The following is an 18,790-nucleotide window of genomic DNA, read 5'->3' as shown; positions in this document are numbered from 1 at the left end:
CGGTCTCCCGATGCGGTGAGTTGGGACAGTCATTAAACACCCGGACAGCGGCCCTATCGGGCGGCCATTGGCGTGGGCCGACAGGTGGTCGGAAGTCTGAGCGGCAGGTGGAATTAACGACGTTTGTTTGCTTTAGTCCACCTATCGCTGGCTCACGTGTGCGGCGCCTCAGCTCAAGACGGGAGCCCGACCGGAGAATCCCATGAAACACCGATTCCCGACCTGCGCCGTGCTGGTGGCCGCCCTTGCATTCGGCGCGTTGCCTTGCGCCCAGGCGGTCGAATACACACAGGTGAATGAAACCGCCAGCACGATCGCCTTCACGTTTAAACAGTTCTCTTCCCGTGTGTACGGTACGTTCCGCAAGTTCGAGGCCACGCTTGATTTCGACACGGCGAACCCGTCGGCAGGCCGGGCCGCGCTCACCATCCAGCTCGACAGCATCGATGCCGGAAGCAGCGACGCCAACAGCGAATTGCAAAAACCAGCCTGGTTCGATACGGCAACGTATCCAGTGGCGACGTTTGAGTCGACCGGCGTGAAGGTACTGGGCGACAACCGTTACTCGATCACCGGCAAACTCACGCTCAGAGGGATCACGCGTGAAGTGGAGGTACCGGTCCTCTTGAAGGCCGACAACGCCATCGGGATCTTCGATGGCCAGTTAACGCTCAAGCGCAGCGACTTCAAAGTCGGTGAGGGTGAATGGGCTAGTGGTGTTGTCTCTGACAAGATCAATATCCGGTTTCGGATGGTTGCGCCGCAGCAGTGATTCGGTCAGGGGAGCGCGTGACTCGGTTGAAATGTCTTGCGACCGACGATCGTTCCCACGCTCTGCGTGGGAATGCCTCAACGGACGCTCTGCGTTCGGCTTCGGAAGGGACGCGGAGCGTCCCGGGCTGCATTCCCACGCAGAGCGTGGGAACGATCGTTACGTCACCTTCGGTCACGTCAGCACGTTATGATAGGCACGCCCGCGAACACACTCTTCACGTCCGCCCCAGAGTCAGAGCCACGAATGCCCCAGATCACCCATTTCAAAACCCCGTGCCCAGAGCACATCAATAGCCAGATCCTGCAGATGGTGGTCGATTACCTGACCGACATCAGCATGGTCGCTATCGCGCCGAGCAACCTGTTGTACAACGTGTACCAGTACGCGATCGGCTACGAGGTTCACCTCTATCTGGAGGCGTTGAACGGGGCGAAAGGGATTGCGGTGGAGTTACTCGTCGCGACCGACGAAGACGACCCGGAGAAGGTCGTCGGCTTCTTGCTGTACCTGCCGGTCAAGGACGATCCCGATGCATGCGGGGTGGCGTATATGGCGGTGCAGGCCAGCCATCGACGTCAGGGTATCGCCCGAAAGATGCTGCGGGAGATGGTAGGCCGCTATCCGCATGCCGAGCTGACGTGCGCTGTCGCCAAGGTTCCGTATTTTGAGGCAATGGGGTTTCAGGTAGTGGGCGTGCGTAGCACTCAGGTGCTGATGAACACCCTTGACCACAGCACCGATGGTTTGATGGCGCTGTTGGATACGGCGTCGATCTACAGCTCGCTCGAGGTACGGCAGATTCATACGTACCTGCTGCAAAAACACGGCAAGCGGGCCATGCTCGATGCGGAAAAACAGCGTGACCGGCATCTGGACCAGATGACGCGCAAGGCGAATGAGTTTGTTCGGGAGCAACTGGGTGAAGGGGCGGTGCCAGCCCCGTCCCCTCGACTGCGGCTGGTCTAGTCGCTTCGACTCAACGCAAAAAAAGCCCTTGGTGCGGACAACGCGCCAAGGGCTTTTTAGTGTCTGGAAATCGTGCAGATAAAAAAGAGCCTCAAAGCTCTTTGATGGGGAGGAAGTAGAGCCCTTGAGGCTCAAGATGCGCATGAAACAAGTGATGAGCTTGTTGGGGGTTCAGTTCACTCACCACCTACGCAACGGCTTGAGCAAACAAGCGGCTGCGTAGAATCATCGTAGAAAGTTGGGGGTTGGCGCTCAAGTACCGCTAGTCGAATCCATCGGTCCGGCGTCAGTTTTCGCGATGTTTTCAGCGTCGCCACGGGCACTTCTTTCGACCATGGCGATGATGGTTTCGTACAGTTCGTCCTGTGCCTGCACGGCGCTGATTTCTCCATTCGCGGCGGCGTGTGACAAGGCTTCCGCCGCACCGAGCATCGCCCGCAATCCCGCTGCCTTGATCTCACCCGCGCCAGCGAAAGGGGCGAGGGCGGCTCGGCACTTGTTCAGGAAAATCGCTTCGTACTCGCGCTTGATCTTCTCCAGTTCCGGAGAGCTGGCCAGTGCCGCGATAACGCCGGGGATCTCGTTGCCCTGAAGCAGCACGCAGTCGACGTACGACGAAGCGATCACCCTGGCGGTGCCGGGTAAAGTCGGTTCGCTGCTCTGAAGCGCAGCATCCATCAGCGCTGTCTGCCGGGCATCGAAGTCTTGATAGAGCGCCGCCAACAGCCCGGGGCGCGTGGTGAAGTGATCGTACACCACCGGTTTGGTGATCCCGGCTAGCTCGGCAAGTCGCCCCAATGTCAGCGCGTCGGTGCCTTCTTCCCGAACGAGTTGCCAGGCGACGTCCAGCAACTGGCGTTGGCGGTCCTCTCGGGACATCCGTCGTCGCGGCTGTGGGCTGGAATCCTGCTCGATTGTTTCGGTGGTTGACATGGCTATGTACCAAAAGTAACTTACTGATCGTAACTTACCAAGAGTATATAAGGTCCGCCTTGTGCTCTCAATCAGGAGTTTCCAGCATGCACGCGCTTATTGTTGTGGCTCATCACGATCCTCGTTCGCTTACCCATAGCCTGGTGGCGCAAGTCGCTCAGGGCATCGCCCTGGACGATCCCGGTCATTCCTTTGAAATCGCCGACCTCTCGGCCGAAGGGTTCGAACCGCGGTTCAGCGTCGCTGATCTGGCGGTGCATCACCGGGAAGCGCCGCCCCCTGCCGATGTGGTTGCCGAGCAAGCGCGGATAGACCGCGCCGATGCGGTGGTGCTGGTTTATCCCGTTTACTGGTGGTCGATGCCGGCGCTGCTCAAGGGTTGGATTGATCGGGTGTTCGCCAACGGCTGGGCGTTTGATTTCACGGCGGATGCCCATCTGGAGAAGAAGCTTGGTCACCTGCGGGTTCACCTGATCGGTGTGGGCGGTGCCGACGCTGCCACCTACGCCCGGCACGGTTATGCCGAAGCCATGAAGACGCAGATTGACCATGGGATTTTTGATTATTGCGGTGCGCGGGTGGTGACGTCCGAGTTGCTGCTCGAATCAGAAATTCAGGATCCGGCTGTGCATCTGGACGCCGCGAAAAGCCTCGGTCGCGAGCTCTTTGCGGCCTCCAGGCGCCTCCATCCTGTTAGACCTGCTCTCCCGGCCAACCCGCCCGACGCATGGCGTTGAGCAACGTCCCGGCGTCCAGCCCCGGCACCGCATGGCCATTGCCTTCGGCGGTGTCGGAGGCCAGCAAGGCATTGATGATCGCTTCCTCCACTGCCTCGGTTGCGGCGAGGAACAACTCGCTGATGTGGTCGTTGTTGACCATGCTCAGGTTGTCGGTGGTCGGCGCACGCTTACTCTCGTAAGCGGCCGGCGGCACGTGTTGGTTGCCGGTGGCGAAGGCAATGAAGATGTCTCCGCTGTGGTCTTCATTACCGCCGCCGGTGCGGGCCAGGCCGAGGCTGGCGCGCTGCGCGAGGCGCGTGCACTGGTGCGGCAGCAACGGCGCATCGGTGGCCAGGCAGATGACGATCGAGCCCATGCCCGGATGCGGTAACGACGCTTTGAGGAACGGCGAGTCAGCCTTTTCCATATATCGCCCGACCGGGTAGCCATCGACGCGCAATTCGTTGCGGATGCCATGGTTGGCCTGGACGATGGCGCCGACGGTCCAGCCGCCCTGAGCACTGTTCAGACGTCGCGAAGCGGTGCCGATCCCACCCTTGAATTCGTGACAGATCATGCCGCTGCCGCCGCCGACGGCGCCTTCGGTCACTGGACCGCCCACCGCCGTGCGCAGGGCTTCGGCCACATGTTCAGGCTTCACATGGAAACCGTTGATGTCGTTGAGCAGACCGTCGAAGGTTTCCAGCACCACTGGCATGTTCCAGTAGAGTCGCCCGTCATCGGGTTGCTCCTGACGATCCAGCGTCACCAGCGCATCACGCACCACGCCCAGGCTGTGGGTGTTGGTGAAGGCGATCGGGCTGGTCAACAGGCCGGCTTCGCGAATCCACTCAAGACCCGTGGCGTCACCGTTGCCGTTGAGCACATGGACGCCGGCAAAGCACGGTTGCAGGCTGGTGGAACCGGCACGCGGCTCGATCACGGTTACGCCGGTCAGGATGTCGCGGCCGTTGGCGGTGCGTCCTCGCACATTGCTGTGGCCGACCCGGACGCCGGGGACATCGGTGATGGCGTTGAGCGGGCCGGGTTGCAGTTGGCCGAACTGGATGTTCAGGTCGCGGGCACGTGGTTTCATCGTTTCTCTCATCTTCAATTTATTCAAAAAAGTTACTGGCTAACGCAATCCCTGTAGCAGCTGTCGAGCTTGCGAGGCTGCGTTCGGCTGCGCAGCAGTCGTGAATCCGGTTAACGCGATCCCCCTGAAGCACCGCGTACTTAGACTTTGCGACTGCTTCGCAGCCGAACGCAGCCTCGCAAGCTCGACAGCTGCTACAGATCCCATCGGGCTCACTGGCCGTTTTTGACTTTGCTCCAGATCCGCGTCCGCACGCGCTCGGTGGCGGGCGGCAGAGGCTGGAGGGTGAATAACGTGGCCATGGCTTCGGCCGACGGATACACGGCAGGATTGTTGCGGGTCGCTTCGGCCATCAGTGGCGTCGCACTGCGGTTGCCGTTGGGGTAGGAGAGGTGATCGCTGACCGGCGCGATGACGTCGGGGCGCATCAGGTAGTCGATGAAGGCCAAACCCTGTTCCGGATGTGGCGCGTCCTTGAGCAACACCAGGGTGTCGAACCACACCGGCGCGCCTTCTTTCGGCAGGCTGTAGGCGATTTTCACGCCATTGTTCGCCTGCTCGGCATTGGTCTTGGCTTCCAGCATCGCGCCAGACCAACCCACCGCCACGCAGATGTTGCCGTTGGCCAGGTCGCTGATGAACTTGGACGAATTGAAGTAGGCAATGTGTGGACGCAGCTTGAGCAGCAGCGCTTCAGCCTTCTTGTAGTCTTCGGGGTTGGTGCTGTTGGGTGGCAGGCCGAGGTAGTGCAGGGCGACTGGCAGCATTTCGGCCGGTGAGTCGAGCATGGCCACGCCGCACTGGCCGAGTTTGGCCAGGTTTTCTTCGTTGAACACCAGGTCCCAGGAATCCACCGGCGCCTTGTCGCCCAGCGCCGCGCGGACTTTGTCGATGTTGTAACCGATGCCGTTGGTGCCCCACAGATAGGGCACGGCGTACTGGTTGCCCGGATCGTTGTTGGCCAGTTTCGCCAGCAGATCAGCGTCCATGTTTTTGAAATCTGGCATCTGAGCGTGGGGCAGAGGTGCAAGGGCACCGGCCTTGATCAGGGTCGGCAAGCTGAAGTTGCTGGCCACCACCACGTCGTATCCGCTGCGGCTGGTGAGCAATTTGCCCTCCAGTACTTCGGCGCTGTCGAAGGTGTCGTAGACCGGCGCGATCCCGGTGTCACGCTTGAAATCCTGCAGGGTCGTAGGGCCAATGTAGTCATACCAGTTGTAGACGTGAACCGTCGGGCCCTCGGCGGCAATTGCCGATAGCGAGACTGACAGACAGGCGCCCAGTCCAAGATTGATATACGAGCGGTGACGACTCATGATGCGGCACTCCTGGCCTGCTGCAGGCCGGTGATGAACAGGTGCTTGCAGCGTATCGACCGGGAGTGAACTCACCCATTCCCATCATGGGTTACTCAAAAGGGGTAGTGCGTGGACGCGTTGTTGAAAGAGTTACCCGTGCACCAAGGGCTGGCGCGGGTATTTGGTGCCGTGGGGCAGGACGGGTTCTGGCGTGCGCTGGTCGACACTCTGCGGCTGCTGGTGCCGCTGGATAATGCGTTGGTCGCGGTGATGCGGGCCGGGCGGGTGCCGCGTCTGCTGATCGACTTTGACTCAAAGAGCGGTGCTGCCGAGCAAGAAGAACTGGCAGATTACAGCGCCGGCATGTACCTGCTCGATCCGTTTTATCAGGCCGCCTGTGCCGGCATTGCCGACGGTTTGCACAGCCTCGAATCGGTGGCGCCCGACCAGTTCCAGCAGAGCGAGTATTACCTGAGCTACTTCCGCACTGTGGTGGGCGGTGACGAGTTGCAGTTCATGATCAACGTCGATGGCGCCGTGCTCGGTTTGTCGTTGGGACGCTCGACGCGATTCACGCTTGAGGAACAGGGGCGCCTGCTTTGCGTGCGCGATTGGGTGCTGGCGGCGATGCGCCGTCACCTGCAATTGATGCCGCCGGAAGGACCGGCCGCCGAGGCGGTGGCCGGGGATCTGGCGACCCTGCTGGATCGCTTCGACGCGCGTCTGTCAGTGCGGGAAATCGAAACGGCGCGCCTGATTCTTCAGGGCTTCTCAAGCAAGGCCATCGCCCAGCAGATGGGCATTTCCCCGGAGACGGTGAAGGTGCACCGGCGCAATCTCTATCACAAGCTCAATGTGAATGGGCATGGTGAGTTGTTTGCGCTGGTGTTGCAGCCGCGTTGACTGGGTACATCTGAGAGAGATTGATCGGCTTTCAGGCCCCCTTCGCGAGCAAGCCCGCTCCCACACTGGTTCTGTGAACGCCCGAGATCAAATGTGGGAGCGGGCTTGCTCGCGAAGGGGGCGACCCGGACTTACTGCCGAAACACCAACGCCTTCAACCCGCATTCAACATCGGCGTCCGGAAACTCCGGCGGATTGTCCAGCCGTTGCTCGAAACGTAGGCTCGGTGCTTCGCGGGTGACGCCGTCGATGAGGAAGTCTGCACCGAACGCCGGATCGTTCATGCACGCCAGCACCGTGCCCTGAGGGCTGAGCAATTCCGGCAGTCGGCGCAGCACGCGCTGGTAGTCCTTGGTCAGCAGAAAACTGCCTTTCTGAAACGACGGCGGGTCGATGATCACCAGGTCGTAAGGGCCCTTGCCGATCACCTTGCCCCAGGACTTGAACAGGTCATGACCGAGGAACGTCACCTTGCTCAGGTCGTGGCCGTTGAGCCGGTGATTGTCGCGGCCACGGCTCAGGGCCGGGCTGGACATGTCCAGATTGACCACGTGCGTCGCACCCCCCTCGATGGCTGCCACCGAGAATCCGCAGGTGTAGGCGAACAGATTCAGCACGCGCTTGCCCTGGGCATTGGCCCGCACCCAGTCGCGGCCATAACGCATGTCGAGGAACAGACCGGTGTTCTGTTTGCGGCCCAGGTCCACCCGATAATGCAGGCCGCCCTCGGTGATCGTCATCTCGTCGATTGCTTCCCCCAATAGCCACTCGGTGGTGCTTTGCAGCAGGTAGCGATGTTGCAGCAAGAGTGTATGCGCGCCGGATTGCGTCCACGCGGGCGATTGCGTGACGTCCATCAGCTTCTGTTTCAACGCCTCCAGCTGCGACGCTTCGGGTTCCTTGAACAGCGACACCAGCACCACGCCTTGCAACCAGTCCACGGTCAATTGCTCCAGCCCCGGCCAGCACCGGCCACGGCCGTGGAACAGCCGGCGGGTTTCGGCGGGGGCAGCCGCCAGAGCCGTCAGTAAATGGTCTTGGAGGGTGGAGAGAGCGTCAGCGTTCATCGGGCAGGGCCAGCAATTTGTTGGGGCGGCATTTTAACCACAATTGAGCCAAGGGCGGACCACAGGTTGTTGGGGGGTAGTTATCACGTTTAATTTAACTTTACGTGAGGATTTGGCGATCTGTCGGCTCGCATACTCGGCTCCAACGATCAACCGCCGGGAGCCGAACATGTCGCAGTTACCTGCTTCACCCACAGTCAGCACTCATCCTCGCTGGCTACGGCTGACCCATTGGCTGAACGCCCTGGCGGTGCTGGTCATGGTCACCAGCGGTTGGCGAATCTATAACGCGTCTCCGCTTTATGACTTCAGTTTTCCCAAGGCAATCACGTTGGGTGGCTGGCTCGGCGGCGCATTGCAATGGCATTTCGCGGCGATGTGGTTTCTGGCCGTCAACGGTCTTGTCTACCTGATCATCAACCTCGTCAGTGGTCGTCTGAAACGGCGCTTTTTCCCGGTTTCGCCTAAAGGTGTCCTGCATGACCTGTGGGCCGCGTTGAGAGGGCGATTGGGGCATGCCGACCTGAGTCATTACAACCAGGTGCAACGGGTGGCGTACCTGTTCGTGATGGTCGACATCACGCTGCTGGTGATTTCCGGGCTGGTGTTGTGGCAGTCCGTCCAGTTTCCGCTGTTGCGTGAGTTGATGGGCGGCTACGAAGGCGCGCGGCATGTGCACTTCATCGCGATGTCGCTGTTGGTGGCCTTTGTCGCGGTTCATCTGGTGATGGTCGCGCTGGTTCCAAAAACGTTGTGGGCCATGATTGTCGGTCGCAAGGAGGTTGTATGAAAAAGCGCATTCAAGGCTCAGGGCTGGACGAGTCGTCCATCCTGACAGACGCCAGAAAGATCCTCGCACCACAGATCGAGGACCGCTCACGGCGCTCGTTCCTGATGCGCAGCCTGACCCTCGGCGGCGTGGCCATGTTGTCCGGCTGCAACATCACCGACAACAAAAGCGTCGAAACCGCGCTGTCCTCGATGTCCCGCTTCAACGACAGGGTGCAGGGCTGGCTGTTCAATCCCAACGCCTTGGCACCGACCTATCCCGAGTCGATGATCACCCGGCCGTTTCCGTTCAATGCCTTCTACGGCATCGACGAGGCGCCGACGGTGGAGGAAGAGAGTTATCGACTGGAAGTGACCGGCATGGTCGCCGACAAGCGCAGCTGGCGCCTCGAAGAACTGCGTGCCATGGCCCAGACCGATCAGATCACCCGGCACATTTGCGTCGAAGGCTGGAGCGCGATCGGGCGCTGGGGCGGCGTGCGGTTCAGCGACTTCCTGAAGCGGGTCGGTGCCGACACGGATGCCAAATTTGTCGGCTTCAAATGCGCCGACGATTACTACACCAGCATCGACATGGCCACTGCGCTGCACTCGCAGACTTTGCTGGCGCTGACCTATGACGGCGCGGTGCTGCCGCGCGAATACGGCTTCCCGATGAAGCTGCGCATGCCCACCAAGCTGGGCTACAAGAATCCCAAACACATACAGGCGATTTTCGTCACCAACACCTATCCGGGTGGCTACTGGGAAGACCAGGGCTACAACTGGTTCGGTGGTAGTTGATGGCGCCTGGTCACTTCTCTGCGCAGCGTCCGCTGCGCTCATTCGCAACCTGTGCTTCAAGGAGTTTCATCATGAAAAAGTTAGCGACCACCGTACTGTCCATGTGCCTGGCGTTCGGCGCCGCGAGCGTGTTTGCCGCCGATGCAACAACCAGTAACAGCATGAGCAACGACAGCATGAGCAAGGATTCAATGTCTAAAGACGCCATGCACAAAGACACGATGAAAAAGGACGCCATGTCCAAGGATTCCATGAGCAAGGACGCGATGAAGAAAGACACCATGTCCAAGGACGCCATGAGCAAGGACGGAATGAAGAAGGACGCGATGTCCAAGGACACCATGAAAAAAGACGCGCCGTCGTACTGATCCGCACACTCTTCTTCGGGGCTAGACCCTGGTTTGCAGGCGCCCATACAGCGCTGTATGGCGCCTGATTTCATTGCCCGGTTGTATCAAAAATGAATTTCCGCCGAGTCCGCTGCTCATACCTGATAGGTAGCGGATTTAAGCGCGCGAAATCATTTAGGCAATCAGGGAGTGTCACGGTCATGAGTCCAGTATCGACGGCGGGCGATCATCTCCTTGGCGGGTTGATTCTTGTGGTTGAGGACGACCCGCTGATCCTGGAGTTTCTCTGCGAAATTCTTCAGGAAGAAGGCTTTGTGGTCGAACCGCAGATCAGCGCGGATGCCGCATCTGCGTACCTGGAGCAACATTCGGACGGCGTCCGTCTATTGCTCACGGACATCACCATGCCGGGCAAACTCAATGGCGCGGACCTGGCCAATCTGTTTGGCGACCGCTGGCCCGACAAACCGATCATGATCATGTCCGGTTACGAAACGCCGGAAAGCGCCGGGGTCAGGCATTCGGTGTCGTTCATCAAGAAACCATGGGCGCTTGGGCAGTTGCTGGACTGTGTGGAAGGTGCCTTGAAGTCGAAACGTACCCTGTAAATCTGCGGCACATCAGACCACCACAACCTGTCACGATGCGCCTTGTGGCGGGCCTATACTTCAAGAGTCGGCACACTCGGTGCGACCTGCAAGCGTGTTTGATGTATGGGGTGGCGCGTCGAGTGATCGTTCACGCAGGCCACGGCCTGCCTTCGTCGTAGGGAAGAGAAGATCATGGCGCGTAAATACATCGACTGCCGCGAGTTTCCAAGCGATGCCAAATGCTCGGTCGCACTGTCCGCAGACTCTGAAAACGAACTGCTCGAGGCCGCCGCACAGCATGCGGTCAGTGTTCACAAGCACACTGATTCACCGGAACTGCGTGCTCAACTGAAGACGATGTTTCACGACGGCACCCCGCCTGTTGAAGCACCGCGTCCTGCTTAGCAAGGAAATCCTCTGCAGGAGTTGCCGAAGGCTCGGGCCGCGTTCGGCAGCTCCTCGCAAATGCTACATTGTTCGGCGAACCCGCCTGGCACTTGCGAGAGGAAGCTCCCCCTTGTCTGCTCAAAAATCTGTCTTCAACACCCCGCACCGCGCTTTTCTGTTCGACATGGACGGCACCGTCCTCAATTCCATTGCCGCTGCCGAGCGGATCTGGGCGGCCTGGGCCTTGCGCCACGGCGTCGATGTCGAATCCTTCCTGCCCACCATCCATGGCGTTCGCGCCATCGACACCATCAATCGTCTGGCGTTGCCCGGGGTGGATGCCGAGGCTGAAGCGGCGTTCATCACCGAGGCGGAAATCGAGGATGTCGAGGGGATCATCGAAGTGCCTGGCGCGGCGAATTTCCTGAAGTCGCTGCCCGCCAACAAGTGGGCCATCGTCACCTCGGCGCCGAAGGCATTGGCGCTGCGGCGGATGGCCGCGGCGGGTATCCCGCAGCCTTTGGTGATGGTCACTGCCGAAGACGTCAGTGCCGGCAAACCCGATCCCGCGGGCTATCGACTGGCGGCCAAGCGCTTGGGCGTTGAACCGGCCGATTGCCTGATTTTCGAAGACGCCACCGTGGGCATTCTCGCCGCCGAGGCAGCGGGTGCGAACCTGATCGTGGTGACCGCGACCCACGACCATCCGCTCCAGACTCCGCACGCCACATTGGCCAGCTACGACTCGGTCGAGGCCCGGAAAGACGCCGACGGTCTCATCCGTCTAATGAAGATCTAATGTGGGAGCGGGCTTGCTCGCGAAGGGGTCAGCACATTCAGCATTGATGTCAACTGATCCACCGCTTTCGCGAGCAAGCCCGCTCCCACATTGGGGTTGTGTTGTTTTAGTAAACCCCGGGAATCAACCGCCAACTGCGGGCGCAATAAGCCTCGTATTCGCTGCCGAACTGCGCCCTTAACAGCCCTTCTTCGGAGTGAATGCGAGCGATCAGCGGGATCAGCGTCACCGCGGCCAGCAACAGGCCAACGCCGGAGCGAAAGGCCAGTGCCCAACCCACCGCAGTGATCATCAACCCCAGATAACTGGGGTTGCGCAAGGTGCGATAAATCCCGTCGGTGACCAGCGTGTGCCCCGGCTGAATCGCCACCAGTCCACTGAAACGCTTGCCCAGCACAAACACCGGCCACAGCCGCAGCGTGCCGCCGATGATGAACAACAACGCCCCGAGCCAGCGCACACCTTCGCCACCAAAGGTCCAGAAGTCGATTCGGTCGGTATAGGCCGGCAAATACCCGCTCAATAAACCGATCACCCCGAACGCAGGCAGCACCCAACGATTGGCCCGATCTTCACGTTCGCCGGAACTCAGGTTGACCTCAGTGAACAAAGATGCGATGGCCATCACCAAAGTGGCAAACACAATGACCACCAACGGTGCATGAGAGAAAAACGCCGAGAATCCGCCAAGCCCCCACACCGCGAGCCCAAGGTAGGCGAGGGTGGAAACAACGGCGAAAAACGCCAGTTTGGCCGAGATTTTCATAAGCACCTCGTGCTGATTCTTTTCAGTTTAGAGGCCCGGCGCCCCTCACGCGTTCAACCCGGCCCTGGCATTACGCCGAATCACCTGCGGCGGCTGTCCGAATGCCCGCAGGAAGGCTTCGCGCATGCGGCGGCAGTCGCTGAAGCCGGATTCTTCGGCGATCTGATCGAGGGTCAGGCGACCGCGTTCCAGCATCTGCCGTGCCGTTTCCAGGCGCAGGTTCTCGATGGCTTTGGCCGGTGATTGACCGGTTTCCGCCCGAAAGGCCCGGCTGAACTGCCGAGGGCTGAGGCGCGCGACGTCCGCCAGTTGCTCCACCGACAACGTCTCGGTGAGGTGTTCTCGCGCATAACCGAGGACGGTTTGAATCCGGTCGGATTTCGCTTCCAGTTCCAGCAGCGCCGAGTGCTGCGACTGGCCGCCCGCGCGGCGGTGGTACATCACCAGTTTTTGCGCCACGGAACGGGCCAGCGCGGCGCCGTGATCCTTTTCCACCATGGCCAGCGCCAGGTCGATGCCGGCGGTCATCCCGGCGGAGGTCCAGATCGATCCGTCGACGACGTAGATGCGATCTTCTTCAACCTTGATCGACGGAAACCGCGCTTGCAGCTCCCGGGCATAAGCCCAATGGGTGGTGGCGCGCCGTCCGTCGAGCAAACCGGCCTGGGCCAGGACGAACGCCCCGGAGCAGATCGACGCCGTGCGCCGAGCGGTTTTAACGTTTTCGCGCAGGTAGTTCAGTACGCCCTCGGGTGCCTGCTCGAGGATGGCATCGCCGCCGACCACGATCACCGTGTCGAACACCCGCTCACCAAAGGCCTCGGTGCCGACGTTCAGCCCACCGGAAGCGCGCAATGTTCGGCCGTCTTCGGACACCACGCTCACCTCATAAAGCGCCTCGCCAGCGCTGAAATTGGCGTACTCGAACACTGGCATGGCCGCCAGCGCCATGGACTGGAACCCTTCAAACACTACAAATGCCACGGAAGTCATCGAGATGTCCTCAAAAGGTCATGTCTGAAAAACGTACTTTAAACGTCATTTGAGACGAGCGTTAGACCCTTTATAACGGTTCACACCCGGCGACGTTATCGCCTCACTGTGAAGGAAATCGACATGGCCCTCTCATCCAAAGGTACCGCTCTGATCACTGGCGCTTCTTCGGGCATCGGCGCGGTGTATGCCGACCGTCTGGCCCGGCAGGGTTACGACCTGATTCTGGTCGCCCGCAGCCAGGCGAAACTGAACGCCCTGGCCAGCCACCTGAGTAACGAAACCGGCCGCGCCGTGGAAGTGGTCGCCGCGGATCTGAAAGACAAGGCCGACGTGCGGCGGGTCGAAGAAATTCTACGCTCCGACGCCAGTATCACCCTGTTGGTCAACAACGCCGGGGTCGGCGCCGTCATGCCGCTGCTCGGTAGCCCGGTGGATGACATGGAAGACATGATCACCCTCAACGTGACCGCTTTGATGCGTCTGGCTTACGCGGTGGTGCCTGGCTTCGTCGCTCGCGGCACAGGAACTGTGATCAATATCTCCTCGATCGTTGCCATCGCCCCGGAAATTCTCAACGGCGTGTATGGCGGGACCAAGGCGTTTGTCCTCGGCCTGAGCCAATCCATGCACCGCGAATTGGCGGACAAAGGCATTCGGATCCAGGCCGTGCTGCCCGGCGCTACCGCCACCGACTTCTGGAGCGAGGCCGGAAACCCGGTGGAAAATCTGCCGCAAGAGATCGTGATGTCTGCCCAGGACATGGTCGATGCCGCGCTGACGGGCCTGGCGCAAGGCGAAGTGGTGACCATTCCGGGCCTGCACCAAGGCAACCAGTGGGACGCCTACGAAGCTCAGCGCCAGACGCTGTCAGGCTTGTTTGGCAACTCCACGGCAGCACCGCGTTATCGCTGAAGCGGTAGCCGCCAGGCAGGGTGAACTAAGCTTGGATAAGGACCGTTCACCCTTAAGGAGCACCACCATGCTTCATATCAGAACGCCCTTGATTCTGCATCCAGACCTGTCGACCCCAGCCCGACGAATCTGGCTCAAGCTGGAAAACCTGCAACCCAGCGGCTCATTCAAACTTCGCGGTATTGGGCTCTTGTGCAGTCAGGCGGCGCAGCAGGGTAAGCGTAAAGTGATCTGTCCTTCCGGCGGCAATGCCGGGTTCGCCACCGCCGTGGCTGCCGCCAGACTGGGGTTGAAAGCCTGCATTGTGGTGCCGAGCACCACGCCGGAAACCACCCGCGCACGGATCAGGAAAACCGGTGCCGAGGTGATCGTCCATGGCAAGGTCTGGGACGAAGCCAATCTACGGGCCAAGGAACTCGCGCAGGGCGCGGACACCGAATACGTGCCTGCCTTCGATCACCCGGTGCTGTGGGAAGGGCACAGCACGATGGTCGATGAAATCCTCGAGGATTGCCCTCAGGCCGATGCGCTCGTGATGTCGGTAGGGGGCGGAGGTTTGCTGGCGGGGATTCTCACCGGATTGATCCGTCACCATCGCATGGACTGCCGGATCATCGCGTGTGAAACCCAGGGTTCTGCGTCTTTTGCCGCCGCTGTCAGTGCCGGACATCCGGTCAAATTTCCCCGAATCGATACGGTCGCCAAGTCGCTCGGCGCGACGCAGGTGGCCGCCTGGCCGGTGCAGCATATCCTCGATTTCCCCCACGAGTGCGTGGTGCTCAGCGATGACGAGGCGATCATGGGCGTGGTCCGTTACGCCAACGACCTGCGTCAGTTGGTCGAACCAGCGTGCGGCGTTTCGTTGGCAATTGGATACCTGGACCATCCGGCGATTGCCGGTGCCCATGATGTGGTGATTGTGGTGTGCGGCGGCGTGAGCATCAGCGCGCAACTGGTGGCGGGTTGGGCGCGATTATCCACGGGTGCTGAAACAAGGTAGGGCTGCAAACGCTATCCTTGCGCCGCAAGCCCCACCGCTACTTTTTCAGCCTTTATTTGCCTGCAGCTACGCCTTCCTGGACGAGGATTGCTCTGGCCAGGTCTTCGTCGCTGGCGTTGAGGCCGGGATTTTCCAGACGAACCTGCTTTAAGTACGACTCCAGATAAACACCACGAATCGCGCCGCCACTGGCAACGAAGCTGGAGGCGTCATCCCGAGCCGGAATCACCCGTTTGTCATCCTTGAACGTCGAGTACAGCGATGCGGATACCCCGGCTGACGTGGCGACATCGCCCGCATCCACATCGGCCATAGCGGAGCCGAAGGGTAAACACAGCAAAAGGGAAGAGATGATAGTCAGACGGCGCATGACGGTGTCCTCTGAAAGCGAGTAGCAAAAAAGGAAGTACCACATCTGTAGGATGCGTGGCGGTCGTCAGGAGTTCCCTGTCGATGCGTGATCAGTCCAATGCCTGCGCCTGAAAAAGCTCAACCCCTCGCAGCACACACGATGATCTTCACCAGTAGCGCTGGATCAGCCAGCTTTGCTTCGCCGCAAGCGCGGGCCGGAGCATGGCCTGCCGGTACCCAGGCATCCCACACGGCCTTCATCGCCTCGAAGTCCGCCATGTCGGTGAGCGTCTACTTCAGCCTGACCGAAATCGGTGTTCAGTTCAGTTCGTTCCAGGCGTCAACCCCGCCGCTTTCAAAACTGCAGTGTCGCCCCGGTCGTCAGCCACTGATCCCGCTCGCCAGTCAGATTGCGCCCCAGCACCAGATCGACGTCGATCCGCTCGCCAATGTGCAGCCGTGGCCCGGCCTGCCACGCCTGTTCGCCGCCTTGTTGTCCGTAGCGTTCGGCGATCAACGTCAGGGAGCGGGCGAGGTCGTATTCCACGCCGGTGCCCCAGGTCCAGCGATGGTTCTGTTCACCGTCATCATAGGCGTGGGCCCAGCCGGCATTGAGGTTCAGGCGCAGGGTTTCCAGCGGTTGGTAGGTCAACGGCAGGTTCAGCTCACCGCCGTCGAAGGCATGGGCGCGATTGACGGCAACGTGCGCGGTGCCGGCCAGCGCCAGGGCAAGGCCGAGGTCGTCCCAAGCAAACAGCTGCGCCTTGAATTGCGGGCTCAGTTGGGTTTGCGCTTCCCCATCCTCGCGGCTGTGCTGTACGGCGGCACCGAGTTGCACAGAGGGCAGGCCTTTGAACGTGCAGTCCTGGGACACCACGCTGTTGCTGGATGAACTGTGCCGGCCATTCTGATACCAGGCGTCGATGTTGCATTCGCCGGGGGCGTTGATGGCCGCGTCATCCACGGTATACGAACCGCCGGCGGCGCGAGCGTTGGACAGGGTGGTCAGCAGTGTGATCGCGCTCAGAGTGAGGCTGATGAACAGCAGATTGCGTCGTAGTGTCCGCCCCAGGGAGGGCGGCAAGTCGCGCACGAAAGAGGAGAACAAGCGTGTTGGCTTTTGCATGAAAATGGTCTCGAAAATTGTGTTGGCAGGCGCGACTTAGTCGCGATCCTCTACCGTTAAGGTTTGCAAGCCGCACGTCCGGGCCTGTGCGACCAGTTCTTCAGTGTCTTCACCGCCGGGCAGGGCGATGACCACGTCGGGGCGGCTGTCGTGCAGCATGAAGTGGTTGCGCAGGCGTTCGGCCAGTTTGCCGTGGCGTTGCCAGTTGGGCGGGTAGCGCACGATGTCGGCGCCGTGTTCACGGGCCCATTCCTCGATGTCGGCGCCCAGGTATTGATTGCCGCCATGGATCAGCACCTGCACCGGGTGCAGGCGCTGGAAGGCGTCGAGCACGCTGCGGCATTGGCGGCTGTCGGCGTAATGGCGGCCGGCACAAATCAGGACGCGCATGGCGAGGCCTCCTTGGCCTGATCATCGCCCAACGGCTCACCCGCCCGTTCCAGCAGCGGATAGGCGAGGGCGGCGATGTGGTGGTGTACCCGACGATAGTCACGAAGCACGCGCTGAAAGATGTCGCCGGATTCAGCCCAGGTGTTTTTGTCCTCCTGCAGTTTGCGAAAATGCTGACGGCTGGCGTCGGCTTCGAGTCGCCGGACGCTCTCCTTGCGGCTGATCAACTGGTGCGCGGTGGCAATGTCTTCGCGCAGGAACACGGTGATCGCCAGGCTCAGGCTTTCCAGCAGCGCCTCGTGCAACGGCGCAATGTTGCGCAACTCGAACACCGAAAAGTGTTCGCCGCGGCGCAAGCGGCGCATGGCCAACTGCGTGAGGCTGCTGGAAAGAATGTCCGCGGCGTGTTCGAGGTTGATCACAAACGTGAGGATTTCCTGGGCGCGATCGGCATCGCTGTCGCTGATGCCTTCCTGGCCAATGTCCGCCAGATAGGCGCGAATCGCCGCGCTCAACAGGTCCGTGGATTGATCGATGCGCCGCACCTCATCGGCACAGGCCGGCGCCGAGGTATGGAACAGCTGCAGCGTGCGCTCAAGCATTGCCGAGAGCATGTCGGCGATGCGCAGGGCTTCGCGGGCGGCGTTGGACAGGCCGATGTTGGCCACCTCCAGCCCGGCTTCGTCGAGGTAGCGCGGCATGCCCGGATCGACATCCCGCGCCGGCTCCGGCAACAGGCGAGTCAGCAGTCTGGCCATGGGCTCGGTGAAACCGATGAACACCAGCGCCAGCAAAAGGTTGAAGCCGGTGTGCAGGTAAACCACCAGCGCCGCCGGATCGAGATTCAGCGATGCCAGCCACCCGGCCAAGGGCAACACCACCGCCGCACCCAAGGCCCGCACCAGCAGATTGCCGAGGGGCAGGCGCCGGCCGACGTTCGAGCCGGCATTGATCACCGACGGTAACGCACCGCCAATGTTCACCCCGAGCACCAGCGCGACGATGGTCGATGCCGAGAGCATTCCGGTGGCGGCCAGGGACACGATCAGCAGCACCACGGCCACGCCCGAATGGCAGAGCCAGGTAAGGATCAGCGCTACCAGCAGCGCAATCAGCAGGTCGCCGTCGAGGCTTTGCATGATCAGCTGGAACACGGGCGTGCCTTCCACGTCGGCCAGTGTCGAGCCGAGCATATGCAGGGCCATCAGCATCAGCCCCAGGCCGATCAATGCACAGCCGACGCTCTCGAAACGCGAGTCATCCCGCAGCCTGAAGACGGTCAGGCCTGTCAGTAAAACGATGGGTGTAAGGATCGAAATGTCAGCGCTCAGCAGCTGCACCACCAGGGTCGAACCGATGTTGGCGCCGAGCATCATCGCCAGCGCCGGGGCCAGGCCCAGGGTGCCGGCGGCGGTGAACGAGGTGGCCATCAGGCTGACGGCGGTGCTGCTTTGCAAGACGCCGGTGATGCCGATGCCCGCTAGCAGGGCCAGCCAGCGGTGGTTGAGGTGCCGGCCCATCCAGTGGCGCAGTGGCGTGCCGAAGCCGCGCAACAGCGCCGAAGAAATCATGTGCGTGCCCCACAGCAACAATGCAATGGCGCCCGCGAGGTTGATCAGTAGAGTCGTTCCCGACATGAGAACTCTCCTTTATTTCGTGTTGCATTGATCGAATTGCTGAACACAAAACCCTGTGGGAGCGGGCTTGCTCGCGAAAGCGGTGGGTCAGTCAACATCAATGCCGAATGTCATACCGTATTCGCGAGCAAGCCCGCTCCCACATGGATGGCGGTGT

At 60.9% G+C, this 18,790-nt stretch carries 22 protein-coding genes and 1 pseudogene; 12 read left to right on the top strand and 11 right to left on the bottom strand.

Features of this window, described 5'->3' with window-relative positions; translation table 11 throughout:
• Positions 1-202: 202 nt before the first annotated feature.
• Entirely contained in the window at positions 203-772 is a 570-nt protein-coding gene (locus CKW16_RS25820; RefSeq protein ID WP_095131760.1) for a YceI family protein, read from the top strand.
• A 246-nt stretch (positions 773-1,018) separates the two neighbouring features.
• The gene (locus CKW16_RS25815; protein WP_095131759.1) at positions 1,019-1,741 is read left to right on the top strand and encodes a GNAT family N-acetyltransferase; all 723 of its coding nucleotides are present in this window, start codon (positions 1,019-1,021) and stop codon (positions 1,739-1,741) included.
• A 252-nt stretch (positions 1,742-1,993) separates the two neighbouring features.
• Here the strand turns inward: CKW16_RS25815 and CKW16_RS25810 are convergent, their stop codons facing one another.
• On the bottom strand, positions 1,994-2,674 hold the full coding sequence (locus tag CKW16_RS25810; RefSeq protein ID WP_095131757.1) for a TetR/AcrR family transcriptional regulator: 681 nt from the start codon (positions 2,672-2,674) through the stop codon (positions 1,994-1,996).
• Between the two features lie 86 nt (positions 2,675-2,760).
• On the opposite strand from CKW16_RS25810, the gene CKW16_RS25805 reads away from it, so the two are divergent.
• Positions 2,761-3,411: an NAD(P)H-dependent oxidoreductase gene (locus CKW16_RS25805; protein ID WP_095131755.1), complete on the top strand. Its 651-nt coding sequence runs from the start codon at positions 2,761-2,763 to the stop codon at positions 3,409-3,411.
• Here CKW16_RS25805 and CKW16_RS25800 read toward each other — a convergent pair.
• Positions 3,368-4,489, bottom strand: coding sequence for a P1 family peptidase (locus tag CKW16_RS25800; RefSeq protein WP_095131753.1), 1,122 nt, complete (start codon positions 4,487-4,489; stop codon positions 3,368-3,370). The two genes, CKW16_RS25805 and CKW16_RS25800, sit on opposite strands and share 44 nt — an antisense overlap.
• A gap of 212 nt (positions 4,490-4,701) precedes the next feature.
• Positions 4,702-5,805: an extracellular solute-binding protein gene (locus CKW16_RS25795; RefSeq protein WP_095131751.1), complete on the bottom strand. Its 1,104-nt coding sequence runs from the start codon at positions 5,803-5,805 to the stop codon at positions 4,702-4,704.
• Between the two features lie 111 nt (positions 5,806-5,916).
• Between CKW16_RS25795 and CKW16_RS25790 the strand changes: the two genes are divergently transcribed.
• A complete protein-coding gene (locus CKW16_RS25790; protein ID WP_095131749.1) occupies positions 5,917-6,690 on the top strand; it encodes a helix-turn-helix transcriptional regulator in 774 nt (257 codons plus the stop codon).
• Positions 6,691-6,821: 131 nt separating this feature from the next.
• On the opposite strand, the gene CKW16_RS25785 is transcribed toward CKW16_RS25790, so the two are convergent.
• Positions 6,822-7,757, bottom strand: coding sequence for a class I SAM-dependent methyltransferase (locus CKW16_RS25785; RefSeq protein ID WP_095131746.1), 936 nt, complete (start codon positions 7,755-7,757; stop codon positions 6,822-6,824).
• A 169-nt stretch (positions 7,758-7,926) separates the two neighbouring features.
• Here CKW16_RS25785 and CKW16_RS25780 point away from each other — a divergent pair, with 169 nt between their 5' ends.
• The 6 genes from CKW16_RS25780 (at position 7,927) to CKW16_RS25755 (ending at position 11,455) form a co-directional block, all read left to right on the top strand.
• The gene (locus tag CKW16_RS25780; protein WP_095131744.1) at positions 7,927-8,547 is read left to right on the top strand and encodes a cytochrome b/b6 domain-containing protein; all 621 of its coding nucleotides are present in this window, start codon (positions 7,927-7,929) and stop codon (positions 8,545-8,547) included.
• Entirely contained in the window at positions 8,544-9,329 is a 786-nt protein-coding gene (locus tag CKW16_RS25775; protein ID WP_095131742.1) for a molybdopterin-dependent oxidoreductase, read from the top strand. The genes CKW16_RS25780 and CKW16_RS25775 overlap by 4 nt, the downstream gene beginning before the upstream one ends.
• 71 nt (positions 9,330-9,400) lie before the next feature.
• The gene (locus tag CKW16_RS25770) at positions 9,401-9,697 is read left to right on the top strand and encodes a pentapeptide MXKDX repeat protein (RefSeq protein ID WP_095131740.1); all 297 of its coding nucleotides are present in this window, start codon (positions 9,401-9,403) and stop codon (positions 9,695-9,697) included.
• Positions 9,698-9,879: 182 nt separating this feature from the next.
• A complete protein-coding gene (locus CKW16_RS25765) occupies positions 9,880-10,287 on the top strand; it encodes a response regulator (protein ID WP_095131738.1) in 408 nt (135 codons plus the stop codon).
• A gap of 174 nt (positions 10,288-10,461) precedes the next feature.
• Entirely contained in the window at positions 10,462-10,674 is a 213-nt protein-coding gene (locus tag CKW16_RS25760) for a DUF1059 domain-containing protein (protein WP_008156959.1), read from the top strand.
• 112 nt (positions 10,675-10,786) lie between these two features.
• A complete protein-coding gene (locus tag CKW16_RS25755; protein WP_095131736.1) occupies positions 10,787-11,455 on the top strand; it encodes an HAD-IA family hydrolase in 669 nt (222 codons plus the stop codon).
• Between the two features lie 106 nt (positions 11,456-11,561).
• Here CKW16_RS25755 and CKW16_RS25750 read toward each other — a convergent pair whose 3' ends face one another.
• Positions 11,562-12,221, bottom strand: coding sequence for an isoprenylcysteine carboxylmethyltransferase family protein (locus tag CKW16_RS25750; RefSeq protein ID WP_095131734.1), 660 nt, complete (start codon positions 12,219-12,221; stop codon positions 11,562-11,564).
• Positions 12,222-12,266: 45 nt separating this feature from the next.
• Positions 12,267-13,214 (bottom strand): GlxA family transcriptional regulator, encoded by a 948-nt coding sequence (locus CKW16_RS25745; protein ID WP_095131732.1) that lies wholly within the window; start codon positions 13,212-13,214, stop codon positions 12,267-12,269.
• A 123-nt stretch (positions 13,215-13,337) separates the two neighbouring features.
• Between CKW16_RS25745 and CKW16_RS25740 the strand changes: the two genes are divergently transcribed.
• A complete protein-coding gene (locus CKW16_RS25740; protein ID WP_095131730.1) occupies positions 13,338-14,129 on the top strand; it encodes an SDR family oxidoreductase in 792 nt (263 codons plus the stop codon).
• A 67-nt stretch (positions 14,130-14,196) separates the two neighbouring features.
• Positions 14,197-15,129, top strand: coding sequence for a pyridoxal-phosphate dependent enzyme (locus CKW16_RS25735; RefSeq protein ID WP_095131728.1), 933 nt, complete (start codon positions 14,197-14,199; stop codon positions 15,127-15,129).
• A 52-nt stretch (positions 15,130-15,181) separates the two neighbouring features.
• Here the strand turns inward: CKW16_RS25735 and CKW16_RS25730 are convergent, their stop codons facing one another.
• From CKW16_RS25730 to CKW16_RS25710, 5 genes and pseudogenes are all read right to left on the bottom strand, one after another.
• Positions 15,182-15,499, bottom strand: coding sequence for a DUF2388 domain-containing protein (locus CKW16_RS25730; RefSeq protein ID WP_095131817.1), 318 nt, complete (start codon positions 15,497-15,499; stop codon positions 15,182-15,184).
• A gap of 119 nt (positions 15,500-15,618) precedes the next feature.
• Positions 15,619-15,768 (bottom strand): annotated as a pseudogene (locus CKW16_RS25725) (Rid family hydrolase); the annotation flags it as partial.
• A gap of 67 nt (positions 15,769-15,835) precedes the next feature.
• Positions 15,836-16,606, bottom strand: coding sequence for a hypothetical protein (locus CKW16_RS25720; protein ID WP_095131726.1), 771 nt, complete (start codon positions 16,604-16,606; stop codon positions 15,836-15,838).
• A gap of 36 nt (positions 16,607-16,642) precedes the next feature.
• Positions 16,643-16,996: a DUF2493 domain-containing protein gene (locus tag CKW16_RS25715; protein WP_095131724.1), complete on the bottom strand. Its 354-nt coding sequence runs from the start codon at positions 16,994-16,996 to the stop codon at positions 16,643-16,645.
• On the bottom strand, positions 16,984-18,633 hold the full coding sequence (locus CKW16_RS25710; protein WP_095131722.1) for a Na/Pi cotransporter family protein: 1,650 nt from the start codon (positions 18,631-18,633) through the stop codon (positions 16,984-16,986). Before CKW16_RS25710 ends, CKW16_RS25715 begins: the two co-directional genes overlap by 13 nt.
• Between the last annotated feature and the right edge of the window lie 157 nt (positions 18,634-18,790).

Origin of the sequence: Pseudomonas sp. Irchel s3h14 (assembly GCF_900187425.1) — a bacterium.
In the GTDB taxonomy this organism is placed as follows: Bacteria; Pseudomonadota; Gammaproteobacteria; order Pseudomonadales; family Pseudomonadaceae; genus Aquipseudomonas.
This window is presented reverse-complemented; position numbering and strand designations above follow the sequence as displayed.